The sequence below is a fragment of the Aeromonas sp. SrichE-2G genome, assembly GCF_017939565.1.
GTDB lineage: Bacteria > Pseudomonadota > Gammaproteobacteria > Enterobacterales > Aeromonadaceae > Aeromonas > Aeromonas taiwanensis.
This window is the reverse complement of sequence record NZ_JAGKRG010000006.1, coordinates 147,250-172,511: the sequence shown is the minus strand read 5'-3', so window position 1 is coordinate 172,511 and position 25,262 is coordinate 147,250. Positions and strand designations below refer to the sequence as shown.

The following is a 25,262-nucleotide window of genomic DNA, read 5'->3' as shown; positions in this document are numbered from 1 at the left end:
ATAAAACTTGTTAAAAAACAATTATATAATGACACATCACGCCCACTTGCATCAGCAAACGTTTTTTCTCGACATCATGATACAAGAATATAAAACCCATCTTATTCACTGCCCCGCGTCTTGTGTCTAATTAAAAACGTTTTCTCTCCGGGAAATAATGATTCCGGCAGGATGGTTGTCATACGGTGCAGTCCCATGACCAGCCCCCATGTCGGGAGATGGTATGGCACCCTCCCGGTACCTCACGGACAACAGCTCAAATTTCCGCCACATCGAACGCCACATTCTGGTATGATGCGCCCCCTTGCGCGCCGCGCACCCCGTTTTCAGTGAAATAGAGTCCTTTTGTGAACAACAGCGAATTTAGCAGCCTGAACCTCTCCCCCGCCCTGCAAGAGAACCTCGCCAGCCTGGGCTATCTGCAGATGACCCCGATCCAGGCCCAGAGCCTGCCCCTGGTTCTCGATGGCAAAGATCTGATCGCCAAGGCAAAAACCGGCAGCGGCAAGACCGCCGCCTTCGGCCTCGGCCTGCTCTCCCACCTCGACGTCAACCGGCTCGAGGTACAGGCCCTGGTGCTCTGTCCGACCCGCGAGCTGGCGGATCAGGTGGCCACCGAGATCCGTCGACTGGCCCGCACCCTGCCGAACGTCAAGCTGGTGACCCTGTGCGGCGGCACACCGACCGCCCCCCAGTCGGCCACCCTGGGCTTCGGCGCCCACATCGCCGTCGGCACGCCAGGCCGGGTGCTCAAGCATCTGGAGCAGGGCACCCTGGATCTGGATTGCCTCAAGACGCTGGTGCTGGACGAGGCGGATCGCATGCTGGACATGGGCTTTGGCGAAGACATCAACCGGGTCATCGGCTATGCCCCGCACGAGCGTCAGACCCTGCTCTTCTCCGCCACCTACCCGGAGGGGATCGCCCGGATGAGCCGCGGCGTGCAGCGCAACCCGGTCGAGGTGAGCGTGGAGTCCCTGCACGAGGAGAGCGCCATCGAACAGAAGCTCTACGAAGTGCCGGCCGGTCAGCGCCTTGACGCCCTCACCTGGTTGCTGAGCCACCATCAACCCGCCTCCTGCGTGGTGTTCTGCAACACCAAGCGTGCCTGCAGCGACGTGGCCGATCACCTGGCGGCCAAGGGCTTCTCGGCCCTGGCGCTGAACGGCGATCTGGAGCAGCGGGAGCGGGATCAGGTGCTGGTGCGCTTTGCCAACGGCAGCGCCACCATACTGGTGGCCACCGACGTGGCGGCCCGCGGCCTCGACATCAAGGAGCTGGGTGCCGTCATCAACTACGAGCTCACCTATGACCCCGAGGTGCACGTGCACCGCATCGGCCGCACCGGCCGCGCCGGTCAGCAGGGTCTGGCCCTGAGTCTCTATCAGCCCAATGAAGCCCAGCGCGTCAACCTCATCGAGGAGTACCAGCGGGCCCCTATGCCCCTGGGGGATCTCGACGCCATCGGCCGCGCCGTCAAGCCGATTGCCCCGCAGATGGTGACCCTCTCCATCGATGCGGGCCGCAAGACCAAGGTACGGGCCGGCGACATCCTGGGCGCCCTGACCGGCGAGGGCGGCATTGCCGGGGCAGATGTGGGCAAGATCCAGATCGCCGAGCAGTACTCCTACGTCGCGGTCAAGCAGGGCGTCGCCAAGGCGGCGCTCAAGCGGCTGCAGGAAGGCAAGATCAAGGGGCGCAGCTACCGTGCCCGCAAACTGGGCTAAGGTTTTCAACATCCCCGGATCCAGACCACAGGCGCCTGACAGGCGCCTGTTTCATATAGTTCGATGCCGCCCTGCGGCAAGACAGGTGCCATGAGCCAAGCAACCCAGACCGATGTCAGCTGCCAGAACTGCGAGGCCTGCTGCTGCCGCCTCGAGGTGATGCTGTTTACCGATACCGGCGTGCCGGATCGCTATGTGGAAGAGCGGGAGGGCGAGGTGCCGGTGATGCACCGGCTGGAGGATGGCTGGTGCGCGGCGCTCGACCGCAACACCATGATGTGCCGCATCTATGAGGTGCGTCCGCTCATCTGCCGCGAGTTCGAGATGGGGGAACCCGACTGCCTCGACGAACGGGACAAGTGGTTTATCAGGCTCGAATAACGCGCTCCGAAGGGCTCACATCCCGACACTACCCCAAGCCTCCCTTCCGTCCTGGATCCTCGCCTCGCGATACCGCCTCCAATGTGGCAACGAGGTAAGGATATAGCATCAGGGCCCCCGCCCTTGCCCCGGCGAAAACCGGTTGTCATCCCTCGCGAAACACCGCAACCCGGCAACATTTAAGGACCCATATCGGCCCATTTGTGCGGTTGCAGTTAACAAAACGTTGCTGCTATCATCCGCGCCGACTCAAAACATTCCACCAACTGAAACCTTTTGGCATCCACCCGGGGACCCACGATGAAGCACCAAGACACCGCCTGTTACCAAAGGATCTGGCGCTGGCATTTCTATGCCGGCCTCTTCGTCGCCCCCTTCCTGATCCTGCTCTCCCTCACCGGCATCGTCTATCTGTACAAACCCCAGCTGGACAACCTCATGTATCCCGAGCTGATGAAGGTGACGCCCGCGACCCACTCCCTGAGTGCCGATGCGCTCCTGGCCAAGGCGCAGATCGCCATGCCGGATGCCAGCCTGCGCAAATATCTGCCCCCGGCGGCGGAGGACGCGAGCGCCCAGCTCATCGTCATGCGTGACGGCCAGGAGCTGACCCTCTTCCTGGATCCGGCCACCGGAGCCCTGCTCGGCACCATGAACAACAGGTGGAATCTGCAGGCGGTGGCCCGCGCCCTGCACGCGGAGCTGATGCTCGGCACCACGGGGGATCGCCTGATCGAACTCGCCGCCGGCTGGGGTATCGTGCTGCTCATCAGCGGGCTCTATCTCTGGTGGCCCCGCAAGGGGCCGGGGATGGGCGGCATCCTCTGGCCGCGCCGCAGCCAGCACGGTCGCCTCTGGTGGCGCGATCTGCACGCCGTGGTCGGCTTCTGGGGAGCGGGCTTCCTGCTGCTGCTGCTCTTGAGCGGCATGACCTGGACCGGCTTCTGGGGCAGCCAGTTCGCCGACCTGTGGAACCGTTTCCCTGCCGCCATGTGGAACGAGGTGCCCAAGTCGGCCCCCCTCGGCCGCAGCCTCAACCACGCCCACGAGCAGACCCTGCCCTGGGGGACCGAGACCCTGCCCATGCCGAGCTCGCAACCCAAGCCAGAGAGCCATGATCACAGCGCCATGGACCATGGCGGCGGGCACGAGGGCATGGTCATGGCCAGCCACCGCATTCCGCTGCAACGGGTGGTCGACATCGCCACCGAGCGCCGGGTCAGCCCGGGCTACAGCATCACCCCGCCCGCCGGAGACAGGGGCGTCTACACCATCGCCATCTTTGCCGACGATCCGCGCAACGACGCCACCCTGCACATCGACCAGTACAGCGGCGAGGTGCTGGCCGACGTGCGCTGGCAGGATTACGGCCCGGTCGCCAAGACTGTGGAGACTGGCGTCATGCTGCACATGGGCAAGATGTATGGCTGGCCCCACCAGCTCGTCATGTTGATCATCTGCCTGATGATACTGGCCAGCTCGGTGAGCGGGCTCTGGATCTGGTGGCGCCGCCGCCCCAGCGGCCGCCTCGCCGCCCCGCCCCTCCCGGCAACCCTGCCCCCCATGGGCGGTGCCATCGCCGTGCTGGTGGTGCTCGGGATCTGCTTCCCCCTGGTGGGCGGCTCCATGCTGGTGATCTGGCTGCTGGACAGCCTGCTCTTCGCTCGCCGTCGGGCCTCCCGACTGGCACGGGCCAGCTAGTCGCGGGCCGGGGTTAGGGCAACCTGACGCACCCGCCAGCAAAAAGGCTCCCCTGCGGGAGCCTTTCTTCATTGCCAAACAAGGCCGCGACTCAGGAGAGCGCCAGCCCGATGGAGAGCAGCAGACTGTAGAGGAAAGCGCTGATGGCGGTCTTCTTGAGGGCACCTGTCAGCACCTCACCATCGAAACTCTCTCGCAGGGTCCTGGCCGCATCGGTCAGCGGCTTCATGGCGGGCAGGAAGATCCAGGGCCAGACGCTGGCGGGCTGGGTCAGGATGAAGGCGATGGTGACCAGCAGCGCCGCCCCCAGCAGGACCCAGTGATAGGCGATGGCGCGGTTGCGACCCAGGCGCACCGCCAGGGTGATCTTGCCGCTGGCGGCATCGGTCTCGATGTCGCGCACGTTGTTGATGTTGAGCACGGCGGTGGCCAGCAGACCGCAGGCGGTGGCTGGCAGCAGCAGATCCCACTCCAGGCTATGAGTGAAGAGGTAGTAGGAGCCGAGCACCCCCAGCAGGCCGAAGAAGAGGAACACCGAGATATCCCCGAAGCCGCGATAGCCGTAGGGGGTCTTGCCCACCGTGTAGGTGATGGCCGCGACGATGGCCGCGCCCCCCAGCAGGATGAAGGCCAGGATCTGCCGCCACTCCTCGCCAAACGCGCAGGCCAGCAGGGCCAGTCCGCTCACCACGGCCGCCAGGGCAGTCAACCCCATGGCCAGACACATCTGATGCTTGGTAATGAGACCGGAGACCACGGCACGCTGGGGGCCGATCCGCTCCCCGTTGTCGGCGCCGGAGACCGCATCCCCGTAGTCGTTGGCCAGGTTGGAGAGGATCTGCAGCAGGATGGCGGTCAGCAGAGAGAGACCCATGATGGTGCCATCGAAGGCACCCCGACTGGCTGCGAGCCCCGAGCCCAGCAGAATGGAGGAGCACGCCAGGGGCAAAGTTCGCAAACGCGCCGCCAGCAACCAAACAGAGAGGGTATTAGTCATATTGTGATGGCCAAACGATCGGATATTGATCGTGTTAAGGGTTATCGAACCGGATTTAGGTATACTTGGCTCCGTGGGGGCTGGGCTCCCTCGGGCAATTTACATGGAAGAATGGGCAGATAATATATAGGAAATCATCGCCCTTTGGCATCAACCTGCGCCATCCTCCCCCAGAGCGAGCGCGACTATCCGGCTCAGACAAGACATCCATGTTGGCTCAGACCCATCTCAAGCAACAACTGGACGCCCTGCGTCACAGCAATGTCAGCGGTTTCGTGCGCCTGCGCGTGGCGGCCAGCGTCGACGCCTTCCCGGGCTGGCTGGCGGCCCAGACGCTCTACCCCCGTATCTACTGGCAGGCCAGAGGGCAGCAGAGCCCGGAGTATGTCGCGCTCGGCGCCATCCATGAGCTGACCCGGCCGGAGGAGATCCAGCGGGTCTGCGATCTCGCCGCCGCCGGCAGCGAAGACAGCCCCCGCTATTACGGCGGCCTGGCGTTCGACCCGGATCAGCCGGGCTGGCAGGGTTTTGGCCCCTGCCGCTTCGTGCTGCCCCGCGTCGAGCTGGTACGCCGGGGGGAGTGCACCAGCCTGTGCCTCAACCTCTGGCTGCCCGACCCGGCCCACGGCGCCGAGTTCGAGGCCGAGCTGCAGGCGGCCGAGTCCGCCCTGGATGCGCTGCAACCTGAGGCCCCCCTGCCTGTGCTGCAGAAGCGGCCATGGCAGCGCCGGGATGTGCCGGGCCAGGCCCAGTGGCAGACCCTGGTAGCGCGGGTGACGGATCCCGGCTTCCAGGCCCGCACCCCCAAGGTGGTGCTGTCGCGGGAGAGCCTGCTCGAAAGCGAGCAGAAGGAGGCCCCCCTCTGCCCCTGGTCCCTGCTGACCCAATGGGCGAGCCTGGCCCAGGAGTGCTTCCACTTCGGCTTCCAGTTCTCCCCCGAGCAGAGCTTCATCTCCTGCTCCCCCGAACGCCTTTACCGCCGGGAGCGCGGCCACCTCTTCACCGAGGCGCTGGCGGGCACCATTCGCCGTTCCGGCGACGAAGCGACCGACGCGGCCCTGGCCGCCGAGCTGCTGGCCGACAACAAGAACCGGCTGGAGAACCGGCTGGTCCACGCCGACATTCTCAACCGTCTGGCCCCCCTCACCACAGATGCCACCCTGACCGAGCCGCGCATCCTGAAACTGCGGCTGCTGCAGCACCTCAAGTGCGACATCGAGGCCGAGCTCAAGCCCGGCGTGTGCGACTGGCAGCTGCTGGCCGCGCTGCACCCCACCCCCGCCGTGGGTGGCGCCCCGCGGGAGGCGGCGCTCGCCTTCATCCGCGAGTTCGAACCCTATGATCGCGGCTGGTACGCCGGTGCCTGCGGCATGCTGAGCCGGGAGACCTCGGAGTTTTCGGTCGCCATTCGCAGCGCCCGGATCAGGGGGCAGCGCATCAGCCTGTTTGCCGGTGCAGGCATAGTGGCGGGCTCGGAGCCTGCCGCCGAGTGGGCCGAACTCGACAACAAGATCGCCAACGTGCTCTCCCTGCTGGGATAGCGTTTCTCACCGTTTCCTCACTGCGAGAGCCCCATGTCCGCCAGCCAAGTGTCCGCGCATCCCGCCTTTGCCAGCCACCATGCCACCTTCAACCACGTCTGGTCCTCCCTCTTGCTGGAAGAGCTCTATCGCCTCGGCGTGCGCGACATCGCCCTGGCCTCCGGCTCGCGCTCGGCGCCGCTCACCATGGCCGCCGCCGCCCACCCGGGGTTTCGCCGTCACCTGCATTTTGACGAGCGCGGTCTGGGCTTCATGGCGCTGGGGCTGGCCAAGGGGAGCGGTCGCCCGGTGGCGGTGATCATGACCTCGGGCACGGCGGTGGCCAACCTCTGGCCCGCAGTGGCCGAGGCCCAGCTGACCGGCGTGCCGCTCATCATTCTCTCCGCCGACCGGCCACCAGAGCTCATCGACAACGGGGCCAACCAGGCCATCGACCAGCAGGGGATCTTCGGCCGCTACCCCGTCCACCAGCAGAACCTGCCGAGCCCCACCCCCAGCATCCCGGCCGCCTTCGTGCTGAGCTCGGTGGATCAGGCGCTGGCCCGGCAGGCGCACACGCCGGGGCCGGTACACTTCAACTGCATGTACCCCGAGCCCCTCTATCCCGGCGATGCCTACCTGGACTTCTCCGCCTATCTGGCCCCCCTCGGGGACTGGCTCCACTCGGGCGAGCCCTGGAGTCCCTGGCAGCAGAGCGAACAGCACTGCCCCCGTCAACCCGACTGGGACAGCCTCGCCGGCAGGCGCGGTGTCATCGTCGCCGGGCGCATCCAGGATCCGGCGCAAGGCAAGGCGGTCGCCGCGCTGGCCGAACGGCTCGGTTGGCCGCTGCTGGCGGACTTGCAGAGCCAGATCCGCTTCGACGGCCGCAATCTGGTGCACACGGACCTCGCCCTGCAGAACAGCTGCTTCGTGACCGAGCTGGCCCGCGCCGAGGTGCTGCTGCAATTCGGCGCCCGCCTCATCTCCAAGCGCCTCGGCCAGTTCATCAAACAGCACCCCTGGCAGGATTACTGGCTGGTGGACCCGCAGCCGGCCCGGCTCGACCCGGACTACCGGCTGCGCCGGCGCCTGGTGTGCGAGCCCGACGCCTTTGCCGCGGCCCATCCGGTGGCGCAGCCGCAGCACCCCTGGCACAGGCTGGCGGAACGCCAGCAAGCCATCAGCCAGCAGATCCGCGCCGCCTGCGATCGCTTCTCCGAGCTCGGGGTGTGCCACCGCCTGAATCGACTCATCCGGGGCCATCTGTTTGTCGGCAACAGCATGCCGGCCCGGTTGATGGACATGCTGGGCGAGGCGGGTCACGGCCCCAGCCGGGTGATGACCAACCGCGGCGCCTCCGGCATCGACGGCCTGATTGCCACTGCCTATGGCTTCGCGCAGTCGGCCCGGCCGGACAGCGACGAGCCCACCACCCTGCTGCTCGGGGATCTCAGCGCCCTGCACGACCTCAACAGCCTGGCCCTGCTCGGCAAGGGGAGTCGCCCCCTGGTGGTGATCCTGCTCAACAACGACGGCGGCAGCATCTTCCGCATGCTGCCGGTGCCGACCCAGGATGCGCTGCTGGAGACCTACTACTGCCTGCCCCACGGCCTGGATTTCGAGCACGCCGCCGCCATGTTCGGCCTGCAGTACCGGGCGCCGACCACCCTGGGTGAATTTGAACGGGACTACGCCGCGGCGCTGCAAAGCGGGGTGACCCTGATTGAAATCAAGGTGCCGAGCAGCGAAGTCGCCGAGGATCTCAAGGCGCTGGGAGCCGTCATCCGTGGCCTCTGATCCCGCTGTCCCCCTGGTGCTGCTGCACGGTCTGCTCGGCGATGCCGACGACTGGCAGCCCGTCATCCGGGCCCTGCCCGGCGTCCCGTGCCACCCCCTGGATCTGCCGGGCCACGGCCGCAACCAGGCGCTGCGGGTGAGCGGCTTTGACGAGGCCCATCGCTGGCTCTGCGACGAGCTGGCCGCCCGCGGCATCCGTCGCTACCGCCTGGTGGGCTATTCCTTGGGCGGGCGCCTCGCCCTCTATCACGCCAGCCAGTCCCCGGCGGGGCTGCAGGCCCTGCTGCTGGAGAACTGCCACCCCGGCCTGCCCGCCGGGGAGCGCGCCGCGCGCCTGGCCCACGACGAGGCCTGGGCCCGACGATTCGAGAGCGAGCCCTTGGCCGAGGTGCTGGCCGACTGGTATCGGCAGGGGGTGTTCGCCGATCTGGACGACGCTGCCCGGGCCCGTCAGGCCGCCCGGCGCCTTGGCAACGACGGCCGGGCCGTGGCGGCCATGCTGCGGGCCACCTCCCTGGGCAGGCAGCCGGATCTCGCCCCCTGGCTCGGGGAAACCGGGTTGCCGGTGTGCTGGGTCTCCGGCAACCGGGATCACAAATTCCATGGCCTGGCTTGCCAGCTGGTAAAGCAAGGCTGCAATATCAAACACTTGGCTCTGGCCGGCGGGCACAACCTGCACGCCGGCCAGCCCGATACCTTTGCCCGGCTCCTGCGGGAGTGGGTCAACCAACCAGAAGAGAAGATCCATGATTGAAGCGATGACGGAAGCCGAGCTCTACGCCCCTGTCGAGTGGCAAGACTGCTCCGCCGGTTACGAGGACATCCTCTATCACAAGTCCCGGGATGGCATTGCCAAGATCACCATCAACCGTCCCCAGGTGCGCAACGCCTTCCGCCCCCGCACCGTGAAGGAGATGCTGCAGGCCCTGGCCGATGCGCGCTACGACGATCAGGTGGGCACCATCATCCTCACCGGCTTCGGCGAGCAGGCATTCTGCGCCGGCGGTGACCAGAAGATCCGTGGCGACTACGGTGGCTACCGCGACGACGAGGGCACCCATCACCTCAACGTGCTCGACTTCCAGCGTGACATCCGCACCTGCCCGAAACCCGTGGTGGCCATGGTGGCCGGCTACGCGGTCGGTGGCGGCCACGTGCTGCACATGATGTGCGACCTGACCATCGCCGCCGACAATGCCCAGTTCGGCCAGACCGGCCCGAAAGTGGGTTCCTTCGATGGCGGCTGGGGTGCCTCCTACATGGCGCGCATCGTCGGCCAGAAGAAGGCCCGGGAGATCTGGTTCCTGTGCCGTCTGTATGACGCCAAGCAGGCCCTCGACATGGGGCTGGTCAACACCGTCGTGCCGGTCGCCGAGCTGGAGCGTGAAACCGTGCGCTGGTGCCGAGAGATGCTGCAACACAGCCCGATGGCGCTGCGCTGCCTGAAGGCCGCCCTGAACGCCGACTGCGACGGCCAGGCCGGGTTGCAGGAGCTGGCGGGCAATGCCACCATGCTGTTCTACATGACCGAAGAGGGTCAGGAAGGGCGCAACGCGTTCAACGAGAAACGCCGTCCCGACTTCTCCAAATACAAGCGGAATCCCTGATGACACTCGCCCTCTATCGCTACCAGCTGCCCTTTACCCAGCCCCTGACCTTTCACGGCAAGGTGGAGGTGGCGCGAGAGGGCCTGCTGGTGCGCATCGGCAACGGCTGGGGGGAGATAGCCCCCCTGCCCGGCTTCTCCAGAGAGACCCTGGCCGAGGCCGAGGCGGAAGCCCTCGACTACCTCGCCAGGCTGGCACGGGGGCAGACCACGGCCCCCCGGCTGCCCTCGGTGCAGTTCGGCCTGGACTGCGCGCACCGTCACTGGCCCGAGCAGGGCGCCCCCCTGCCCGAGCCCTACCCGCTCATTCAGGGCTCCCCCCAGGAGCTGCTGAAACACTGGAAAGAGTGGCTGCACCACACCCCCAACAAGGCCAAGCTCAAGGTGGCCCGCTATCCCATGCGGGACGAGCTGGCCCTGATCCGCCTGCTGTGCGACCGCCTCCCCAGCCTCAAGCTGGTGCTGGATGCCAACCAGGGCTGGACCCGCGAAGAGGCCTGGGCCTTCTGCGGCCACCTGGATCCGAACCGGATCGAATACCTGGAAGATCTCTGCGCCGACTTCGAGGACATCGCCTTCGTCGCGAGCCGCACCGGCATGCCGATGGCGCTGGACGAGCTGCTGGCCCAGGGCAAGGCCTGGGAGCCCATCCCGCAGCTGCGCGCCCTGGTGCTCAAACCGACCCTGCTCGGGTCCCTGGCCCGCTGCGAGGCCCTGGTGGCCCGCGCCCGGGAGCTGCGCCTCAAGGTCATCGTCTCCTCCTGCTTCGAGTCCGGAGTGGGTCTGGGCCAGCTCGCCCGTCTCGCGGGGGAGTGGGCACCGGATCAGGCCCCCGGCCTCGACACCCGGCGCTGGCTGGCCGGGGATCTGCTGGACCCGCAGGGTCAACCCGATCCCGGCAAGATGGAGCCCCTGTTTCACCGTGACTGACCCCGTTCTGCCGCCACCGGACGCCGCTCAAACCGAGCCCTGCCCGGTGCGCCACTGGGCACGGGTTGCCCCCGACCGCATCGCCCTCCACGGCGCCCCTCACCCGGACGCGGCCCTCGGCTACCGGCAGCTGGATGCACGGCTCAACGCCCTGTGCCAGCAGTTGGAACTGGCGGGCTTGCAGGCCGGAGACCGGCTCGCCGCCGTGGTGCGCGGGGCCCTGGAAGACGTCCTGCTGGCCTGGGCCTGCGTGCGCACCGGCCTCGTCTTCTGCCCCCTCAACCCCGCCTTCCCCATTGCCAGGCAGGCCGAGCTGGCGCGTCAGCTTGACGTGGCCGCCTGCTGGTCGGCGGGCGAGATCCCGGCTGGCCCCTGGCAGGCGCTGCGGCTGGACTTCACGGCCGAGCGGGAGATGGACGAGGAGCCCGTCTGGCTGGTGCCGGCGCGGCTCAACAACATGATCCTCACCTCGGGCTCCAGCGGCACGCCCAAGGCGGTGGTGCACCGCCTGGCGAACCACCTGGCATCGGCGCGGGGCTCGGCCACCCTGATCCCGCTCGATGAGCGCTGCGGCTGGCTGCTCTCCCTGCCGCTGTTCCACGTCGGCGGCTACGCCATCCTCTTCCGGGTCTTCCTCGCGGGGGCCGCCCTGGTGCTGGACGATCGCAGCCGCCCCCTCGGGGAGCGGCTCGAACGCCAGCCCATCACCCACCTCTCCCTGGTGCCGACCCAGCTCTGGCGTCTGCTGGCACAGGGCTTCGATCCCGGCCGCACCCGGCTGCGCGAGCTGCTGCTCGGGGGCGCCGCCATCCCGGCCCCCCTGGTGGCGCGGCTGGCCGCCATGGGGCTGGTGCCCAAGGTGAGCTACGGCCTCTCCGAGATGGGCAGCCAGGTCTGTACCGGCCAGCCTACCGGGGCAGGCGTGGTGGGCCTGCCCCTGCCGGGGCGGGAGGTCTGCATTCGGCAGGGGGAGATCTGCGTGCGCGGCGAGACCCTGTTTGCGGGCTATTTCAAGGACGGCGCGCTGGCGCTGCCCCTCGATCAGGGCGGCTGGTTCCACACCCGGGACAAGGGCTACCTCACCACAGGCGGCGAGCTGGTGGTGGAGGGACGCCTCGACAACCTCTTCATCTCGGGGGGCGAGAACATCCAGCCCGAGACCATAGAGCAGCGGCTGGTGGATCACCCCGCCGTGGCCCAGGCCCTGGTGGTGCCGGTGCCGAGCGAGGAGTGGGGCCAGCGCCCCGCCGCCTTTATCGACTGGCACGGCGAACCTGTCCCCCCTGCCGAGCTGGCCGCCTGGATCAGGCTGTCGTTACCCGGCTTTATGGTGCCGGACCAGTGGCTACCCTGGCCGGATCTCGGCGGCAACCTGAAACCCTCCCGCACCCTGCTGGCCGCGCAGGCCAACGACTCTTCCCACTGAGACGCTGGCATCGATACCCAAGGGCGGCCATGGCCGCCCTTTTGATTGGAGGATGTTAAGCGGGACAGGATCAAGCAGTTAGCCACTCCCGTCATGCGACAACCTCTGCCCGAGTGACTCCCTTCACCGCCATCAGACCTGACGCGCCGCGGCAACTTGTAATAGAATGGCCCCCTGTCATCTCTTACTTCAGACCCGAACCGCACCGCGCATGAAGAAGTTTGCCAAGATCCTGCTCGCCTGCCTCTGCCTGTTGCTGGCCTTCGCCGCCGCCCTGCTCGGCTACAGCGAGTGGACCGTCTCCGACGCCCGTCACTACACCTATGACGACGTCAACGCGGTGCCCTACAACCGGGTCGCCCTGGTGCTCGGCACCTCCAAATACCTGATCGGCGGCAGCCCGAACCACTACTTCAAGTACAGGATCAAGGCCGCCGCCGAGCTCTACAACAACGGCAAGGTGGACTACATCCTGGTCTCAGGCGACAACGCCACCGTGCAGTACAACGAGCCGCGCCAGATGCGGCGAGCCCTGATCCAGGCCGGTATCCCGGCCAGCGCCATCTACAGCGACTACGCCGGTTTTCGCACCCTGGACTCCATCGTCCGGGCCAAGGAGGTATTCGGCCAGAGCCACTTCACCGTGGTCTCCCAGGCCTTCCACAACGAGCGCGCCATCTTCATCGCCCGCCACTTCGGCATCGAGGCGGTCGGCTTCAACGCCGTGGATCCCAGCGCCTACCAGGGCATCAAGACCCGGGTACGCGAGGTGTTCGCCCGCCTGATGGGACTGCTCGACCTCTACGTGCTGGACAAGGGGCCCAAGTTCCTCGGCGAGCCCATCGTCATCGGCGCCCCCGCCCCCTGCCAGTCCCTGAGCACCATAGGGGCGAGCCAGCCCTGCCTGCCCCCGCCATTCCGGGTGCCGGCAACCGACCCCGTCGCCAGCGTATCCACCAGCGGCGCCGTGGCCACCAGTGCGGCCACCCAGGCCGTTGCCCCCGCCAGCGGCGCGACCCCGACCAGTGCCGCCCCCCCCACCAGCGCGGCGGCACCGACCAGCGCGACCGACTGATCCCCGAACCCAGCAAATGAAGAGACCCGCCGATTGGCGGGTCTCTTCATTGGGTACGTCAGGCGCATCCGCCAGCCTTATGCCAGCGCCCCACGGTAGCGCCGCGCCACCTCGGGCCAGTCGATGACGTTGTAAAATGCGGCAATGTAGTCGGGACGCTTGTTCTGGTACTTGAGGTAGTAGGCGTGCTCCCACACGTCCAGCCCCAGGATGGGCACCAGCCCGTCCATCAGCGGGCTGTCCTGGTTGGCGCTGCTCACCACCTGCAGCTTGCCCGCCTCGTCCACCACCAGCCAGGCCCAGCCGCTGCCAAAGCGACTCAGGGCCGCCTGGGTGAAGGCCTGCCTGAAGGCCTCCTGCCCGCCCAGATCCCGCTGGATCGCCGCGGCCAGCTCACCCGTCGGCTCACCGCCCCCTTGCGGACTCATCACCTGCCAGAACAGGCTGTGGTTGGCATGGCCGCCGCCGTGATTGCGCACCGCCCCCTGCACCGCGGCTGGCAGGCTGTCGACGCTGGCCAGCAGGGCCTCCAACGGCAGGGCAGCCAGCTCCGGCAGATCGGCCAGGGCGGCATTGAGGTTGGTGACATAGGCCTGGTGATGGCGGCGGTGATGGATCTCCATGGTCAGCGCGTCGATATGGGGCTCCAGGGCGTCATAGGCATAGGCAAGGGCGGGCAGGGTATGGCTCATGTTCGTTCTCTCTCGTGTTGGATTCAATGCAGTTGATGGGCGGGCCCGGTCTGGCAGTGGCATTGACCCAGGCAGTGCTGGATACCGTCGTGGTGACCGTGCCTGCGCACGAAGGCAAGCAGTTCGGTGCGGGTGCTGCGGCTGTGACGCTGGGCCGCCGCCCGCAACACCTCCGAGCTGGCGGGAGACTGGCTGGTGGCGATCAGGCAGTCGTGGATGTGGCACAGCAGATCGGCCGCCCGCTCTGGCAGCGTCATGGCCACCAGCAGATCCGCCAGGTTGTGGTGGGCCACCACCAGGGCCGCCACCGCCTCGTCGGCATCCGGCCAGCTGGCAAACTGCTGGCGAGCCAGCCACAGGGCCTGCTGGTAGCAGTCGAGCGCCCTGGCGTGCTCCCCCGCCTCGAAATGGCGGTTGCCACTCAGGGTCTGGCCCTTCCAGTGCGCCATGCTGCTGTCCGCCTCCGTGGTGCCGATCCACCCCTTCACCCAGGTTCCCGTCATGATTTGACCACTTAAATGATAATAATTATTATTTAACTTAATCTGGTCATGAACACAAGATCTGGTTGGCGCCACCGCCTCGCCCATATGGGGAGGCGGTTCCCACAATGCCCGGTTTAGTGATCCCATCCACAGATGCATTTGAGTTCGCATACCATGCTGGTGACACTGGCATGATGCCGGTCGCTGCCGGATGGGCAGCCGATTTTCACAAGGACGGTGAAGATGAAGAGATGGCTATTGGTGCTCTTGTGCGCCCTGCCCATGCTGGGCCAGAGCGCGGGTTATACCCAGACCCGCTACCCCATAGTGCTGGTGCACGGCCTGTTCGGCTTCGACCGGTTGCTGGGGGTCGATTACTTCTACGGCATTCCCCAGGCCCTCACCCGGGACGGTGCCCGGGTCTTCGTGGCCCAGGTCTCCGCGACCCAGAGCTCGGAGCTGCGCGGCGAGCAGTTGCTCAGGCAGGTGCAGCAGGTGATCGCCATCACCGGGGCAGAGAAGGTGAACCTCATCGGCCACTCCCACGGCGGCCCCACCATTCGCTACGTCGCCTCGGTCGCTCCCGAGCTGGTTGCTTCCGCCACCAGCGTGGGGGGGGTCAACCAGGGCTCTGAAATCGCCGACCTGGTGCGCGCCAAGGTGGCGCCGGGTTCGGCGGCCGAGCAACTGGCGGTGGCCGCCGCCTCGGCACTCTCCGGGGTCATCTCCCTGCTCTCCGGGGGCGCCGATCTGCCCCAGGATCCCCTCGCCTCCCTCGACGCCCTGACCAGCGAAGGTGCCCGGCACTTCAACCAGCGCTACCCGGAAGGGCTCCCCGACCAGCATTGCGGCGAGGGGCCCATGCTGGCCACCAACGGGGTCTACTACTTCTCCTGGAGCGGGCGCGGCAACATGACCAACATCCTGGATCCGGTGGATCCGGCCCTGGCGCTGACCGGCACCTTCTTCGGCGAACCCAATGACGGCCTGGTGGGGGTCTGCAGCAGCCATCTTGGCAAGGTGATCGGCACCGGCTACCGGATGAACCACCTGGACGAGGTGAACCAGTCCTTCGGCATCCACCACCTGTTCGACACCGATCCGGTCAGCCTCTATCGCCAGCATGCCAACCGGCTGCAGGGGCTGGGGCTATGAGAGGCCTGCTGCCGGGCGCCCTCGCCCTGGGTGCCCTCCTCCTGGGAGGCGTCCTGCTCTGGCCTGCCCCCGCCCCCGACCTGACGGCGGCCCCGGAGCGCGGTGCCCTGCGCCACCAGCTGTCCCAGCGCCTCGCACAGGGGGAGACGGGGGATGAGGATCCGCTGCTTGCCCGCTATCGGCAGTTTCTGCGGGCTGAGGGGGGGCTGACCGTGCCGACGGATCCCGGCCTGGCCAGCCTGCAGCAGCTGTTTGACGAGCGGGAGCGGCTACGCCGGCAACACTTCAGCCCGGCCGAGCAGACCAGGCTGTTTGCCGAGGATCGGCTGATGGAGCAGTGGACCCTGAAGCGCAAGGCGCTGGCGGAGGCGGACGATGCCGACAAGGGGCCCCTGAGCCAGGAGCTCGCGCTCTGGCTGGCAGATCAACCCCAGTGGTTTCAGGAGGCGGAGGCCAATGGCCGTCTGCTCGGGGATCTGCAGCGCCTGGAGCAGGCGCCCCCCGCCGAGCGCGATGCCGTGTTGCTGGAGCGGCTCGGCCCCGAGGCGGTGGACAGGCTGCACCAGCTCGCCCAGAGCCAGCAGCTGTTCGAGCAGCGTCTCACGGGCTATCTGGCGGAGCTGGCCCCCCTGCCTGCCGAGGCGCGGGCCAGCCAGCAGCAGGAGATACTGGCGCGCTGGTTCGAACCCGGTCAGTGGCGACGGGTGGAGGCCCTCACCCGGCTCAAGCTGGGCGAGTCATCGGCGCAATGAAAAGGGGGCCCACACCCGGGCCCCCTCGCTTTGATAACTTCACGCTTATTGCGGCTAGTTGACCCTCGGCAGCGGCTGCCTGAAGGGGAATAGACCACAACGACAAGGGGGCCCGATGGCCCCCTTGCTTCATGCTGCAACCGTACTCACTGCGGCTTGTTGGCCCCCGGCAGCGGCTGCCAGGTGAGGCGGGTCACCCGGTTGCCCTGCACCTCGCAGGTGAGGCAGAGATCCTGCCATCCCTTCTCCCGGCGCAGGGAGACCTCCCCCTCGATACCCTCGGCAGTCGTCTTGAGCTTGCCCTGCTCGAAGGTCACCTTGTCCCCGCCAGCGAGGGTCATCAGCTTGCCGTTGCAGAGCCAATGGGCAAGCTCGGCGCCCTTGAGCTTGACGCTCCCCTTGTCTGCCTTCTCCTCGGCAGGGCTGGGCGCAAACAGCGCCCCCAGTTCGGCGGACCGTTTGGTGAGCCAGGCCTCCCGCTGCTGCATGCTCATCTTGCTGACGAACTCGGCCGGCTGGCCCTTGTCGTCCAGCCACCGGGTCAGCTTGCCGTTGTCGTCGAAGGCGAACTGGGCGGCGGGTTCCTTCACCCCGAACAGCTTACCGCCCTTGAAGTAGTAGCGGCTCTCCCCCTCCTGCTTGCCCTGCTCGTTCATGATGGGCACGGCGATGATGACGGGGGCGCCGTCGATCCAGGCCTTGATGTCGACGCCATCATGGCTGAACAGCCGGGTGTCGAGGGCGCTGTCGGCCCCCTTCTCCATCAGGGTGAACTGTTCCGCCAGCGTGGCGGCCAGAGACGGCAGGGAACAGAGTCCCAGCGTCAGAGCGATCAGGGTGTTGCGCATAGTTGTCCTGTGATGGGCCCGCAGGCCGAATTAACTCTCTACCAACCAGGCCCTCAACCCCTCCCGGTGAGCATCGCTCAGGGGGATGGACTGGCGGGTCCGGTAGTCAAAATGGATCAGGGTCGTCTCGGCCGTCACGGCCAGCTCGCCGTCCTGCCAGGCCTCCTGCCAGACCGTGAAGGAGCTGCTGCCGATGCGGCGCACTCCCGTCCTGATCGACACCTGCTGGCCATAGAAGAGCTCCCGTTTGAACTGCACCGTGTAGCCCGCGATGATCAGATGCCAGTCGTGCACATCCAGCTCGGGGGAAAAGAGGCGAAACAGGGGATCACGGGCCGATTCAAACCAGACCGCCGGCACCGTATTGTTGATATGGCCGAGGGCGTCCGTCTCCTGAAAACGGGGTTGGATCTGCATTTCCAGCATGGGTATCGACTCCTTGTCGTAGGACCGCGCACAGGCTAGCGCGCCAACCCTCACGACTCAAGCGTTCCGGCCCGGGGGTGAGAGCCTCCTCCGGTTTCCGCCGCCGCCATCTCCTGCTCGGGTCTTAGCCAGGCGCTGCGAAAATCGAACCAGCCGAGGGCCGTCATCCGCACCCCGTGCACGCCGACCCGGCTCTCCAGCTCCAGCCAGTGGTGAAACAGGGGAACGAACCAGCCCTGACGCTGCACCTCGGCCAGCAGGGCGCGCGGGCCGGGCTCGACGCCGCTGGCGCGCCACTGCGTCAATCCCTGCCACAGGGCCTGTCGCTTGCCCCACACCCTGCGCAGCAGCGGTGTCCCCTGCAGCCAGGCATAGGAGGCGAAGGCGTGTTCGTGCTCCAGGTTGAGGGTACCGAGCCAGAGATCCACGTCCTCGTCCGCCCCGCTCACCCAGTGGCCATAGTCCAGGGTACGCACCTCGAGCGTTATGCCCTGCTCTGCCAGCAGGCTGCTCATGGAACCGGCGCACTCCTCAAACTCCAGGTGCTGGTTGAAGCAGGCCAGCACCAGGCGAGTCGGCAAACGGGCCGGGGCGGGCTCGGGGGCAGGCAGGGCCTCGCGCCAGTGAGGCAGCAGGCCCAGGGCGCTGGTCCAGCCCCGCTGCAGCTCGGGGGCAACCCGCGCCATCAGGGCGATGGGGTTGAGCAGCCGGCTCAGCCACTGGCGCAGGGCGGGATCCTGCAGTTGCGCGGATCTGTCGTCCTGCAGCAGGAAGTAGCAGCCGGATTCGAGCTCGGACTCGCCGCGCATGGTGCCGAGCTCCGGGCTGTCGCTGCCGAGCCGCAGGTGGCTCTCCAGCCGATCCGCCAGCTCCGGCAGCATCCAGATGTCGATCTCGTCGAGCAGAGCCCGCAGGCCGAAGTAGTCGTCGAATGCCTCCAGACACAGGTGCAGGGGATCGTTGGTGGTCACCCGATAGGGGCCCGTCCCCACCGGCTGCAGGGCAAAGTCCGGCTCCCCCTTGAGCTCGCGGGGCAGGATGGCCGCCACCGGCTCCGCCAGCAGATGGGGCAGCAGGGGATCCGGGCTGTCGAGGTGCAGATCCAGGGTGCGGGGCCAGGGGCTCTCCAGCCGGACGAGATGGGCGAACAGGGGGCGATCCCGCAGATCCTGCAGGCTCTCCATCACGTCCTCCACCGCCAGCATGCGACCGTGGTGGAAGCGCACCGCCGGCCTCAGGTAGAAGCGCCAGTGGCAGGGGCCCAGACACTCCCAGTGGTGGGCGAGATCCCCCTCGATTTCCCCATTTTCCTCATTTCGCCGGGTCAGGCCGTTGAAGATCTGGCGGCTCAGGTGCACCTCGGAGCGGCGCAGGGGATCGGTGGGCAGCAGGCGCGGCAGCGGCCGGTAGTAAGGCACCCGCAGGATCTGGCGCCCCTCCCGGGTGGCCTGGCCGAGCTGCTCGATGAGCAGCGGGGTGAGCAGATCCAGCCTATCCTCCGCCAGTCGCACCGCCTGGGCGAGCTGGCCCTGGCTCAGCAGATCCCGTAGCCGCCGGCGGGTCAGGCTCTCCTGGTTGTCCAGCAGGGTGAGCCGGGATCGCCGCCCCCGCCCGGCCTCGGCAGACCAGCCGAGCCAGCCCTGCTCCTGCATCCGGCGCAGCAGCAGGCGGGCGTTGCGCGGGGTGCAGCAGAGCAGATCCGCCACCTCGGCGAGGCTTGTCTCCCGCTCGTCGCAGCCAAGCTGCTGGGCGAGCCGTTGGAATTGCTGGTAGAGGCGGCTGCTGGGCATAAAAGAGGAAATCCTTGTTAGAAAAGTCATCAGTTTTTACTTCCTCATTTTAGCTCAATACTGCTGGCGAACGTGAACACCACAGCACAGGAGCACCCATATGAGCCAAGCCACCCCCCTCAAGCCGAACCGGATCCAGCAAACCCTGCGTCGCTACTTCCTGCGGATCCTGCCCCGTCCCCTCACACTGGTCGAGGATCCCATGAGCCAGCTCAACCGCCTGATGCAGTGGGACATGCACCAGATAGACGATCGGGAATATCGCCGCCGCCTCTGAACGGGCTCCGGACGGGCCATGGCGTTCTCCGGCATAGCTTTGCCGGATTGGGTGGTTTACATCGGCGCCGGGCCTGCTAGATTGGACGTCTATCCATCCATGATGGCGACATCCAACAAGGAGTGTGTGATGAAAGATGCGACCCTGGCCCTGCACCACGGCTTTGCCAACGACCCCACCACCAAGGCGGTGGCCGTGCCCATCTACCAGACGGTGGCCTACGAGTTCGAGAGCGCCCAGCACGGGGCGGATCTGTTCAACCTGGCGGTGCCGGGCAACATCTACACCCGCATCATGAACCCGACCAACGACGTGCTTGAACAGCGGATGGCCGCCCTGGAAGGGGGGATCGCCGGCCTGGTGGTCTCGGCGGGTTCCGCCGCCATCACCTACGCCATCCAGGCGCTGACCGCCGCCGGGGACAACATCGTCTCGACGCCCCAGCTCTATGGCGGCACCTACACATTGTTCGCCCACATGCTGCCAAGCTTCGGGGTCGAGGTACGCTTCGCCAGGGATGACAGCGCCGAGGCCATCGCCGCCCTCATCGACGACAGGACCAAGGCGGTCTATTGCGAGAGCATCGGCAACCCGGCGGGCAACATCGTCGACATCGCGGCCCTGGCCAAGGCGGCCCACGCCCGTGGCGTGCCCCTCATCGTCGACAACACGGTCGCTACCCCGGTCTTGTGCAAGCCCATCGAGCACGGCGCCGACATCGTGGTGCACAGCCTGACCAAATATGTCGGCGGCCACGGCAACTCCCTGGGCGGCGTCATCGTCGACGCGGGCAAGTTCCCCTGGGCGGATCACGCCGAGCGCTTCCCCCAGCTCACCCGGCCCGAGCCCTCCTACCACGGGGTGGTCTACACCGAGGCCTTCGGCCCTGCCGCCTTCATCGGCCGGGTGCGCACCGTGCCCCTGCGCAACACCGGCGCGGCGCTCGCCCCCATGAACGCCTTCCTGCTGCTGCAGGGGCTGGAGACCCTGAGCCTGCGCATGGAGCGCCACGTGGACAACGCCCTGCGGGTGGCCCACCACCTCAAGCACCACCCCAAGGTGGCCTGGGTCAGCTACGCCGGCCTGCCGGGCCATCCCCACTATCCCCTCGCGGAGAAGTACATGGCGGGTCGCCCGTCCTCCATCCTCTCCTTCGGCCTGAAGGAGGGCTACGAGGCGGGGGTGCGCTTCTACGATGCGCTCAAGATCTTCAAGCGGCTGGTCAACATCGGGGATGCCAAGTCCCTGGCCTGCCACCCCGCCTCCACCACCCACCGTCAGCTGAGCGAAGAGGAGCAGGCCAAGGCCGGGGTCAAGCCGGAGATGATCCGGCTGTCGGTGGGGATCGAGGCCATCGAGGACATACTGGCGGACCTGGATCAGGCGCTGGAGGCCTGAGTCAGTCAACGCAGGAGCGGGCATCCAGCCCGCTCTTTTTTGGCCAGCGGTGAACCTGCCACCGCGCCGCTGCGTATTACCGCCTTCCGTCACTGCGTCGAGGTTCCCATGATAGTCCTGCACCACCTGAACAAATCCCGCTCCCAGCGCATCATCTGGCTGCTCGAAGAGCTGGGCCTGCCCTATGAGATCAAGGCCTACCAGCGCGATGCCGCCACCTTCCTGGCGCCCCCCGAGCTCAAGGCCGTCCACCCCCTCGGCAAGTCGCCGGTCATCGAGCTCGACGGCCGGGTGCTGGCGGAATCCGGCGCCATCACAGAGTACCTGATCGCCCGCCACGCCCCGGATCGGCTGGCACCGGCCGCCGACAGCCCGGAGTACGCCGAGTACCTGCAGTGGCTCCACTTCGCCGAGAGTTCCGGTATTCTGCCGCTGCTGCTCGACATCTTCGTACGCAAGGACGGCAGCCCGATGCGCTTCCTGCCGGACTACGCCAAAGCCGAGTGTGCCAAGGTGCTGGGCTACCTCAACGAGGTGCTGGCGAGCCGCCGCTACCTGGTGGCCGATCGCCTCACCGGCGCCGACATCCTGAACTCCTTCCTGGTGGATCTGCTGGCACAGAGCGGCCAGCTGGCCCACTTCCCGCACCTGCAAGCCTACTGGCAGCGCCTCAACACTCACCCGGCCCGCCAGAAGGCGGCGGCCCTCGAGCACGAACTGGACAAGAGCGCCTGATCCCCATCCCGTGCGCCTCACCATGCAAAACGCCCCGATGATCGGGGCGTTTTCTTTTCCGTTGGCCAGCCGGTGATCAGAGGGTGTGAGAGAAGATCCACACCACTATGGTTGCCAGGATGACTTAAAGCGCGTGGGACAGGATCCTGGCCACCTTGTCCGGATCTATGTCCTGCTGCTCCCCGAGGGCCGTCAGGCCAAACAGCTTGAGGTTGGAGCAGATCCCCGGGATGCAGCGCGCATCCAGGCCATAGTCGGCGAGACGGGTACCCACCCCCATCTGCTGGAAGAACTGCTCGGTGCGGATAATCGCCTCCTCGATGCGCAGTGCCCTGTCCTCGCGGCTGGAGTGCCACACCCGCTCGGCGAACTGGGCCAGCTTCTCCTGCTTCTGGGCCGATTGCTCCCGCAGCAGGGAGGGCAGCACCACCGCCAGACTCTGGGCATGATCCAGCCCGTGCAGGGCGGTGAGCTGGTGACCGATGGCGTGGGTGGACCAGTCCTGGGGCACGCCGCGGCCGATGAGGCCGTTGAGGGCCAGGCTCGCCGCCCACATCAGGTTGGCACGCACCTGGTAGTGGGTGGGCTCCGCCAGCGCCCGCGGGCCGTTGTCCACCAGCACCTGTAGCAGCCCTTCCGCCAGCCGGTCCTGCACCTCGCCCCCCACCGGGAAGGTGAGGTACTGCTCGAGGATGTGGACGAAGGCATCCACCACCCCGTTGCCCACCTGGCGCGGCGGCAGGCTGTAGGTGGTGGTGGGATCCAGCACCGCAAAGCTCGGCAGCACCAGCGGGTTCATGAAGGAGAGCTTGGCCTCCCCCCGGCTCACCACGGCGGCCGGGTTGCTCTCCGAGCCGGTGGCCGGCAGGGTCAGCACGCAGCCGAGCGGCAGTGCGGCCTTGACGGGGGCTTTGTGCAGCAGGATGTCCCAGGGGTCGTCCCCCTCGAATCGGGCCGCGGCGGCCACGAACTTGGTGCCGTCCACCACGGAGCCGCCGCCCACCGCCAGCAGGAAGTCGATGCGCTCGCGCTTGACCAGGTCCACCGCCTCCATCAGCTGATCGTACTGGGGATTGGCGCCGATACCGGGGAACTCCAGCCACTCCCGGCCCGCCAGCGCCTGGGTCAGCTGGTCATAGACCCCGTTCTGCTTGATGCTGCCGCCGCCGTAGAGCACCAGCAAACGGCTGTCGGCCGGGATCAGCTCGGCCAGGGTGGCGATCTGGCCCTCACCGAAACAGACGCGAGTGGGATTGGCATATTGGAAGTTGTACACGGCTGAGCCCTCGGTTGAATGCATGCAGGGGGATTGTGCGCCTGCCGTGCCGCCAGGTCAAAAGCGAGAGCGCACCGTCAAAACTGCGATGCCGAACGGGTACCCTGACCCGGTTTTGCTATGGTGAAAGCGGGAGGCGACCTCGCCCTCCCGTCGTCACGACCCCTCCCGGGGTCCCTTTCCCAGCCACAGGGTCTCAATCATGAAACTGAAGCACGCATGGATCGCCGGCGCACTCGCCCTCTGCACTCATCCCTTGTTACAGGCCGCCGAGGTGGCCACCCATGTCGCGGTCACGCCGGGTCAGGCCAGCCTGGCGGAGGAGCTGAAGGCCGAGGCCACCGTCACCGCCATCGATCTGGCCACCCGCAAGGTCAGCCTGAAGAATGCCGAAGGCCGGACCTTCGATCTCGTCGCCGACGAGAAGGTGAGCAACCTGCAACGCCTCAAGGTCGGGGACGTGGTGGCCTTGCGATACCTGCAACTGCTGGATCTGACGCTGCTCAAGGGCACCGCCGGGGTGAGAAAACGGGTGGTGGAAACGGAGGAGAGCAAGGCCGCCCCGGGGGAGCAACCCGCGATCGGCGCCGGCATGCAGACGACTATCTATGCGGACGTCATCGACGTCGACAAGGAGGAGCAGACCATCAGGGTCAAGGGAGTGGACAAGACCCTCACCCTCAAGGTGAAGGATCCCGCCCAGCTCGCCCTGATCGCCAAGGGGGATCAGATCAAGGCCGTGCAGACCACGGCCATCGCCATCGGCATAGCCCCGAAACAGCCCTGATCCCCGCTCTGGGCAGGGAGGATCAAGACCCTCCCTGCTTTCATCCGGCCCGGTCCCCCCGGGAGCTCGACGCCCCGTCAGGACGCTCTTTCATTCCCGTCACGCCTGCACGAGCGACGACTTGCCAGTGAGGCGATCCATGGCCGCCTCGAGCATGGCGTCGCGCTGCTCGGTGAGTCCCCGGGTCTGGCTCTCCCGCTCCTCATCCGGGAGTGTCTTGTCGTCGGCCAGGCGCTTGATCTGGCTCTCGAGATCGTCAAATTTTTTGCGATCGAAGCCCAGGGCCTTGTCCACCATCTGTTGCACCCGCGCATCCTTGACGCCACCGGTCAGGGCCGTACTCTTGCCATTTCTGGCCAGGTGCTCGTAGGTGAGTGCCTGCTGCGCCTTGCCGGTCAGCGCCTGGCTGGAGAGGCTGACCTGCTGGGACCAGCCGCTCTGCTTGTCGTCGCTGTCGCCGAGGGTGGCCAGGGCACGGCTCTGGGACGCGCTCTGGGCGAGCTGCTGACCATAGGGTTTGATATCCATGAAGACTCCATGCTGACTGCCGGTCGCACCGGCCTTTGGGGCCCTTCGCCCCGCCATGGCCTGGGGGCAGCAAATTGCGGGCCAACATGAGTACCTTGCGCCAGACAACCCGGAGCCACGCCCCCCCGGCCTCGCCGCCATAAAAAGAGAGGCGCCGAAGGGCGCCTCTCTTGGGTGGGTGAGTCACCAGGCCGACCTCAGCGGCGACTGATGTGCAGCGGGCCGAAGGTCTGGGCCACCGGCATGATCTCGATGCTGTTGATGTTGACGTGAGCGGGCTGCTCGCTTATCCAGCGCACGGTATTGGCGATGTCCTCCGGCTGGATGGCCTGCACCCCCTGGTAGACGGTGGCCGCCTTGGCATCATCCCCGTGGAAGCGCACGTTGGAGAACTCGGTACCGCCGCACAGGCCGGGCTCCACGTTGGTGACGCGCACTGCGGTGCCCGCCAGATCGGCCCGCAGATTCAGGCTGAACTGCTTCACGAAGGCCTTGGTGGCACCGTAGACGTTGCCACCCGGATAGGGGTAGGTGCCGGCGATGGAGCCGATGTTGATGACGTGACCGCGATTGCGTTCGACCATGCCCGGCAGCAGCAGCCGGGTGATCAGGGTGAGGCCGCTGACGTTGGTGGCGATCATCTGCTCCCAGTCCTCGAGATCTGCTTTATGGGCGGGCTCCAGTCCCAGGGCGAGACCTGCGTTGTTGACCAGCAGATCCACCTCGCGCCAGGCGGCCGGCAGCCCCTCGATGGCAGCGCGGGTGGCGGCCTTGTCCTGCACGTCGAACACCAGAGGCAGGAAGCTCTCCCCCAGCTCGTCGGCCAGGACGACCAGACGCTCAGCGCGGCGACCCGTGCCGATCACCCGATGGCCGGCGCTCACCAGCAGACGGCTGATGGCCTCACCAAAGCCGGACGAGGCGCCCGTTACCATTGCAATCATGTGAAC

Annotated in this window: 25 protein-coding genes; 16 read left to right on the top strand and 9 right to left on the bottom strand. The window is 66.9% G+C overall.

Features of this window, described 5'->3' with window-relative positions:
- Positions 1-347 precede the first annotated feature (347 nt).
- The 3 genes from dbpA (at position 348) to J9885_RS10650 (ending at position 3,809) form a co-directional block, all read left to right on the top strand.
- Positions 348-1,727, top strand: a complete 1,380-nt coding sequence (dbpA, locus tag J9885_RS10660; protein WP_210549418.1) for an ATP-dependent RNA helicase DbpA — start codon at positions 348-350, stop codon at positions 1,725-1,727.
- A gap of 90 nt (positions 1,728-1,817) precedes the next feature.
- Entirely contained in the window at positions 1,818-2,108 is a 291-nt protein-coding gene (locus tag J9885_RS10655) for a YkgJ family cysteine cluster protein (protein WP_043757207.1), read from the top strand.
- Between the two features lie 300 nt (positions 2,109-2,408).
- Complete coding sequence (locus J9885_RS10650) at positions 2,409-3,809, top strand: PepSY domain-containing protein (RefSeq protein ID WP_210549417.1); 1,401 nt, start codon at positions 2,409-2,411, stop codon at positions 3,807-3,809.
- A gap of 91 nt (positions 3,810-3,900) precedes the next feature.
- Here J9885_RS10650 and J9885_RS10645 read toward each other — a convergent pair whose 3' ends face one another.
- A complete protein-coding gene (locus J9885_RS10645) occupies positions 3,901-4,806 on the bottom strand; it encodes a 1,4-dihydroxy-2-naphthoate polyprenyltransferase (protein WP_210549414.1) in 906 nt (301 codons plus the stop codon).
- A 209-nt stretch (positions 4,807-5,015) separates the two neighbouring features.
- On the opposite strand from J9885_RS10645, the gene J9885_RS10640 reads away from it, so the two are divergent.
- From J9885_RS10640 to J9885_RS10610, 7 genes are all read left to right on the top strand, one after another.
- The gene (locus J9885_RS10640; RefSeq protein WP_210549413.1) at positions 5,016-6,347 is read left to right on the top strand and encodes an isochorismate synthase; all 1,332 of its coding nucleotides are present in this window, start codon (positions 5,016-5,018) and stop codon (positions 6,345-6,347) included.
- A 33-nt stretch (positions 6,348-6,380) separates the two neighbouring features.
- Entirely contained in the window at positions 6,381-8,126 is a 1,746-nt protein-coding gene (gene menD, locus J9885_RS10635; RefSeq protein ID WP_210549411.1) for a 2-succinyl-5-enolpyruvyl-6-hydroxy-3-cyclohexene-1-carboxylic-acid synthase, read from the top strand.
- Complete coding sequence (gene menH / locus J9885_RS10630) at positions 8,116-8,880, top strand: 2-succinyl-6-hydroxy-2,4-cyclohexadiene-1-carboxylate synthase (RefSeq protein WP_210549409.1); 765 nt, start codon at positions 8,116-8,118, stop codon at positions 8,878-8,880. Before menD ends, menH begins: the two co-directional genes overlap by 11 nt.
- Positions 8,881-8,884: 4 nt before the next feature.
- On the top strand, positions 8,885-9,733 hold the full coding sequence (gene menB / locus J9885_RS10625; protein ID WP_282598294.1) for a 1,4-dihydroxy-2-naphthoyl-CoA synthase: 849 nt from the start codon (positions 8,885-8,887) through the stop codon (positions 9,731-9,733).
- Positions 9,733-10,662, top strand: a complete 930-nt coding sequence (menC, locus tag J9885_RS10620) for an o-succinylbenzoate synthase (protein WP_210549405.1) — start codon at positions 9,733-9,735, stop codon at positions 10,660-10,662. Before menB ends, menC begins: the two co-directional genes overlap by 1 nt.
- Positions 10,655-12,088 (top strand): AMP-binding protein, encoded by a 1,434-nt coding sequence (locus tag J9885_RS10615; protein ID WP_349237386.1) that lies wholly within the window; start codon positions 10,655-10,657, stop codon positions 12,086-12,088. Before menC ends, J9885_RS10615 begins: the two co-directional genes overlap by 8 nt.
- A 166-nt stretch (positions 12,089-12,254) precedes the next feature.
- Positions 12,255-13,163, top strand: coding sequence for an ElyC/SanA/YdcF family protein (locus tag J9885_RS10610; RefSeq protein ID WP_210549403.1), 909 nt, complete (start codon positions 12,255-12,257; stop codon positions 13,161-13,163).
- Positions 13,164-13,240: 77 nt separating this feature from the next.
- Here J9885_RS10610 and J9885_RS10605 read toward each other — a convergent pair whose 3' ends face one another.
- On the bottom strand, positions 13,241-13,855 hold the full coding sequence (locus tag J9885_RS10605) for a superoxide dismutase (RefSeq protein WP_210549401.1): 615 nt from the start codon (positions 13,853-13,855) through the stop codon (positions 13,241-13,243).
- A 23-nt stretch (positions 13,856-13,878) separates the two neighbouring features.
- Positions 13,879-14,304, bottom strand: coding sequence for a hypothetical protein (locus J9885_RS10600; RefSeq protein ID WP_210549536.1), 426 nt, complete (start codon positions 14,302-14,304; stop codon positions 13,879-13,881).
- Positions 14,305-14,583: 279 nt separating this feature from the next.
- Here J9885_RS10600 and J9885_RS10595 point away from each other — a divergent pair, with 279 nt between their 5' ends.
- Together J9885_RS10595 and J9885_RS10590 are read left to right on the top strand one after the other, a co-directional pair.
- Complete coding sequence (locus J9885_RS10595) at positions 14,584-15,495, top strand: triacylglycerol lipase (RefSeq protein WP_210549399.1); 912 nt, start codon at positions 14,584-14,586, stop codon at positions 15,493-15,495.
- Entirely contained in the window at positions 15,492-16,247 is a 756-nt protein-coding gene (locus tag J9885_RS10590; RefSeq protein ID WP_210549398.1) for a lipase secretion chaperone, read from the top strand. Before J9885_RS10595 ends, J9885_RS10590 begins: the two co-directional genes overlap by 4 nt.
- A 146-nt stretch (positions 16,248-16,393) precedes the next feature.
- On the opposite strand, the gene J9885_RS10585 is transcribed toward J9885_RS10590, so the two are convergent.
- From J9885_RS10585 to sgrR, 3 genes are read right to left on the bottom strand one after another with little or no spacing between them, the layout of a single operon-like run.
- Complete coding sequence (locus J9885_RS10585) at positions 16,394-17,095, bottom strand: hypothetical protein (protein ID WP_210549396.1); 702 nt, start codon at positions 17,093-17,095, stop codon at positions 16,394-16,396.
- A 30-nt stretch (positions 17,096-17,125) separates the two neighbouring features.
- Entirely contained in the window at positions 17,126-17,521 is a 396-nt protein-coding gene (locus J9885_RS10580) for a thioesterase family protein (RefSeq protein WP_210549394.1), read from the bottom strand.
- A 50-nt stretch (positions 17,522-17,571) separates the two neighbouring features.
- Complete coding sequence (sgrR, locus tag J9885_RS10575; protein ID WP_210549393.1) at positions 17,572-19,311, bottom strand: HTH-type transcriptional regulator SgrR; 1,740 nt, start codon at positions 19,309-19,311, stop codon at positions 17,572-17,574.
- 100 nt (positions 19,312-19,411) lie between these two features.
- Between sgrR and J9885_RS10570 the strand changes: the two genes are divergently transcribed.
- The 3 genes from J9885_RS10570 to J9885_RS10560 all read left to right on the top strand — a co-directional run bounded on the left by J9885_RS10570 (position 19,412) and on the right by J9885_RS10560 (position 21,721).
- The gene (locus J9885_RS10570; protein WP_210549391.1) at positions 19,412-19,588 is read left to right on the top strand and encodes a hypothetical protein; all 177 of its coding nucleotides are present in this window, start codon (positions 19,412-19,414) and stop codon (positions 19,586-19,588) included.
- Positions 19,589-19,717: 129 nt separating this feature from the next.
- Positions 19,718-20,986, top strand: a complete 1,269-nt coding sequence (locus J9885_RS10565) for an aminotransferase class I/II-fold pyridoxal phosphate-dependent enzyme (RefSeq protein ID WP_210549390.1) — start codon at positions 19,718-19,720, stop codon at positions 20,984-20,986.
- 108 nt (positions 20,987-21,094) lie between these two features.
- Entirely contained in the window at positions 21,095-21,721 is a 627-nt protein-coding gene (locus tag J9885_RS10560; protein ID WP_210549388.1) for a glutathione S-transferase family protein, read from the top strand.
- 124 nt (positions 21,722-21,845) lie between these two features.
- Here the strand turns inward: J9885_RS10560 and J9885_RS10555 are convergent, their stop codons facing one another.
- On the bottom strand, positions 21,846-23,021 hold the full coding sequence (locus tag J9885_RS10555) for an iron-containing alcohol dehydrogenase (RefSeq protein ID WP_210549385.1): 1,176 nt from the start codon (positions 23,019-23,021) through the stop codon (positions 21,846-21,848).
- Between the two features lie 178 nt (positions 23,022-23,199).
- Here J9885_RS10555 and J9885_RS10550 point away from each other — a divergent pair, with 178 nt between their 5' ends.
- A complete protein-coding gene (locus tag J9885_RS10550; protein WP_210549383.1) occupies positions 23,200-23,784 on the top strand; it encodes a hypothetical protein in 585 nt (194 codons plus the stop codon).
- A gap of 99 nt (positions 23,785-23,883) precedes the next feature.
- On the opposite strand, the gene J9885_RS10545 is transcribed toward J9885_RS10550, so the two are convergent.
- Together J9885_RS10545 and J9885_RS10540 are read right to left on the bottom strand one after the other, a co-directional pair.
- On the bottom strand, positions 23,884-24,312 hold the full coding sequence (locus J9885_RS10545; RefSeq protein WP_210549381.1) for a hypothetical protein: 429 nt from the start codon (positions 24,310-24,312) through the stop codon (positions 23,884-23,886).
- Between the two features lie 197 nt (positions 24,313-24,509).
- Positions 24,510-25,256 (bottom strand): SDR family oxidoreductase, encoded by a 747-nt coding sequence (locus tag J9885_RS10540; RefSeq protein WP_210549379.1) that lies wholly within the window; start codon positions 25,254-25,256, stop codon positions 24,510-24,512.
- Between the last annotated feature and the right edge of the window lie 6 nt (positions 25,257-25,262).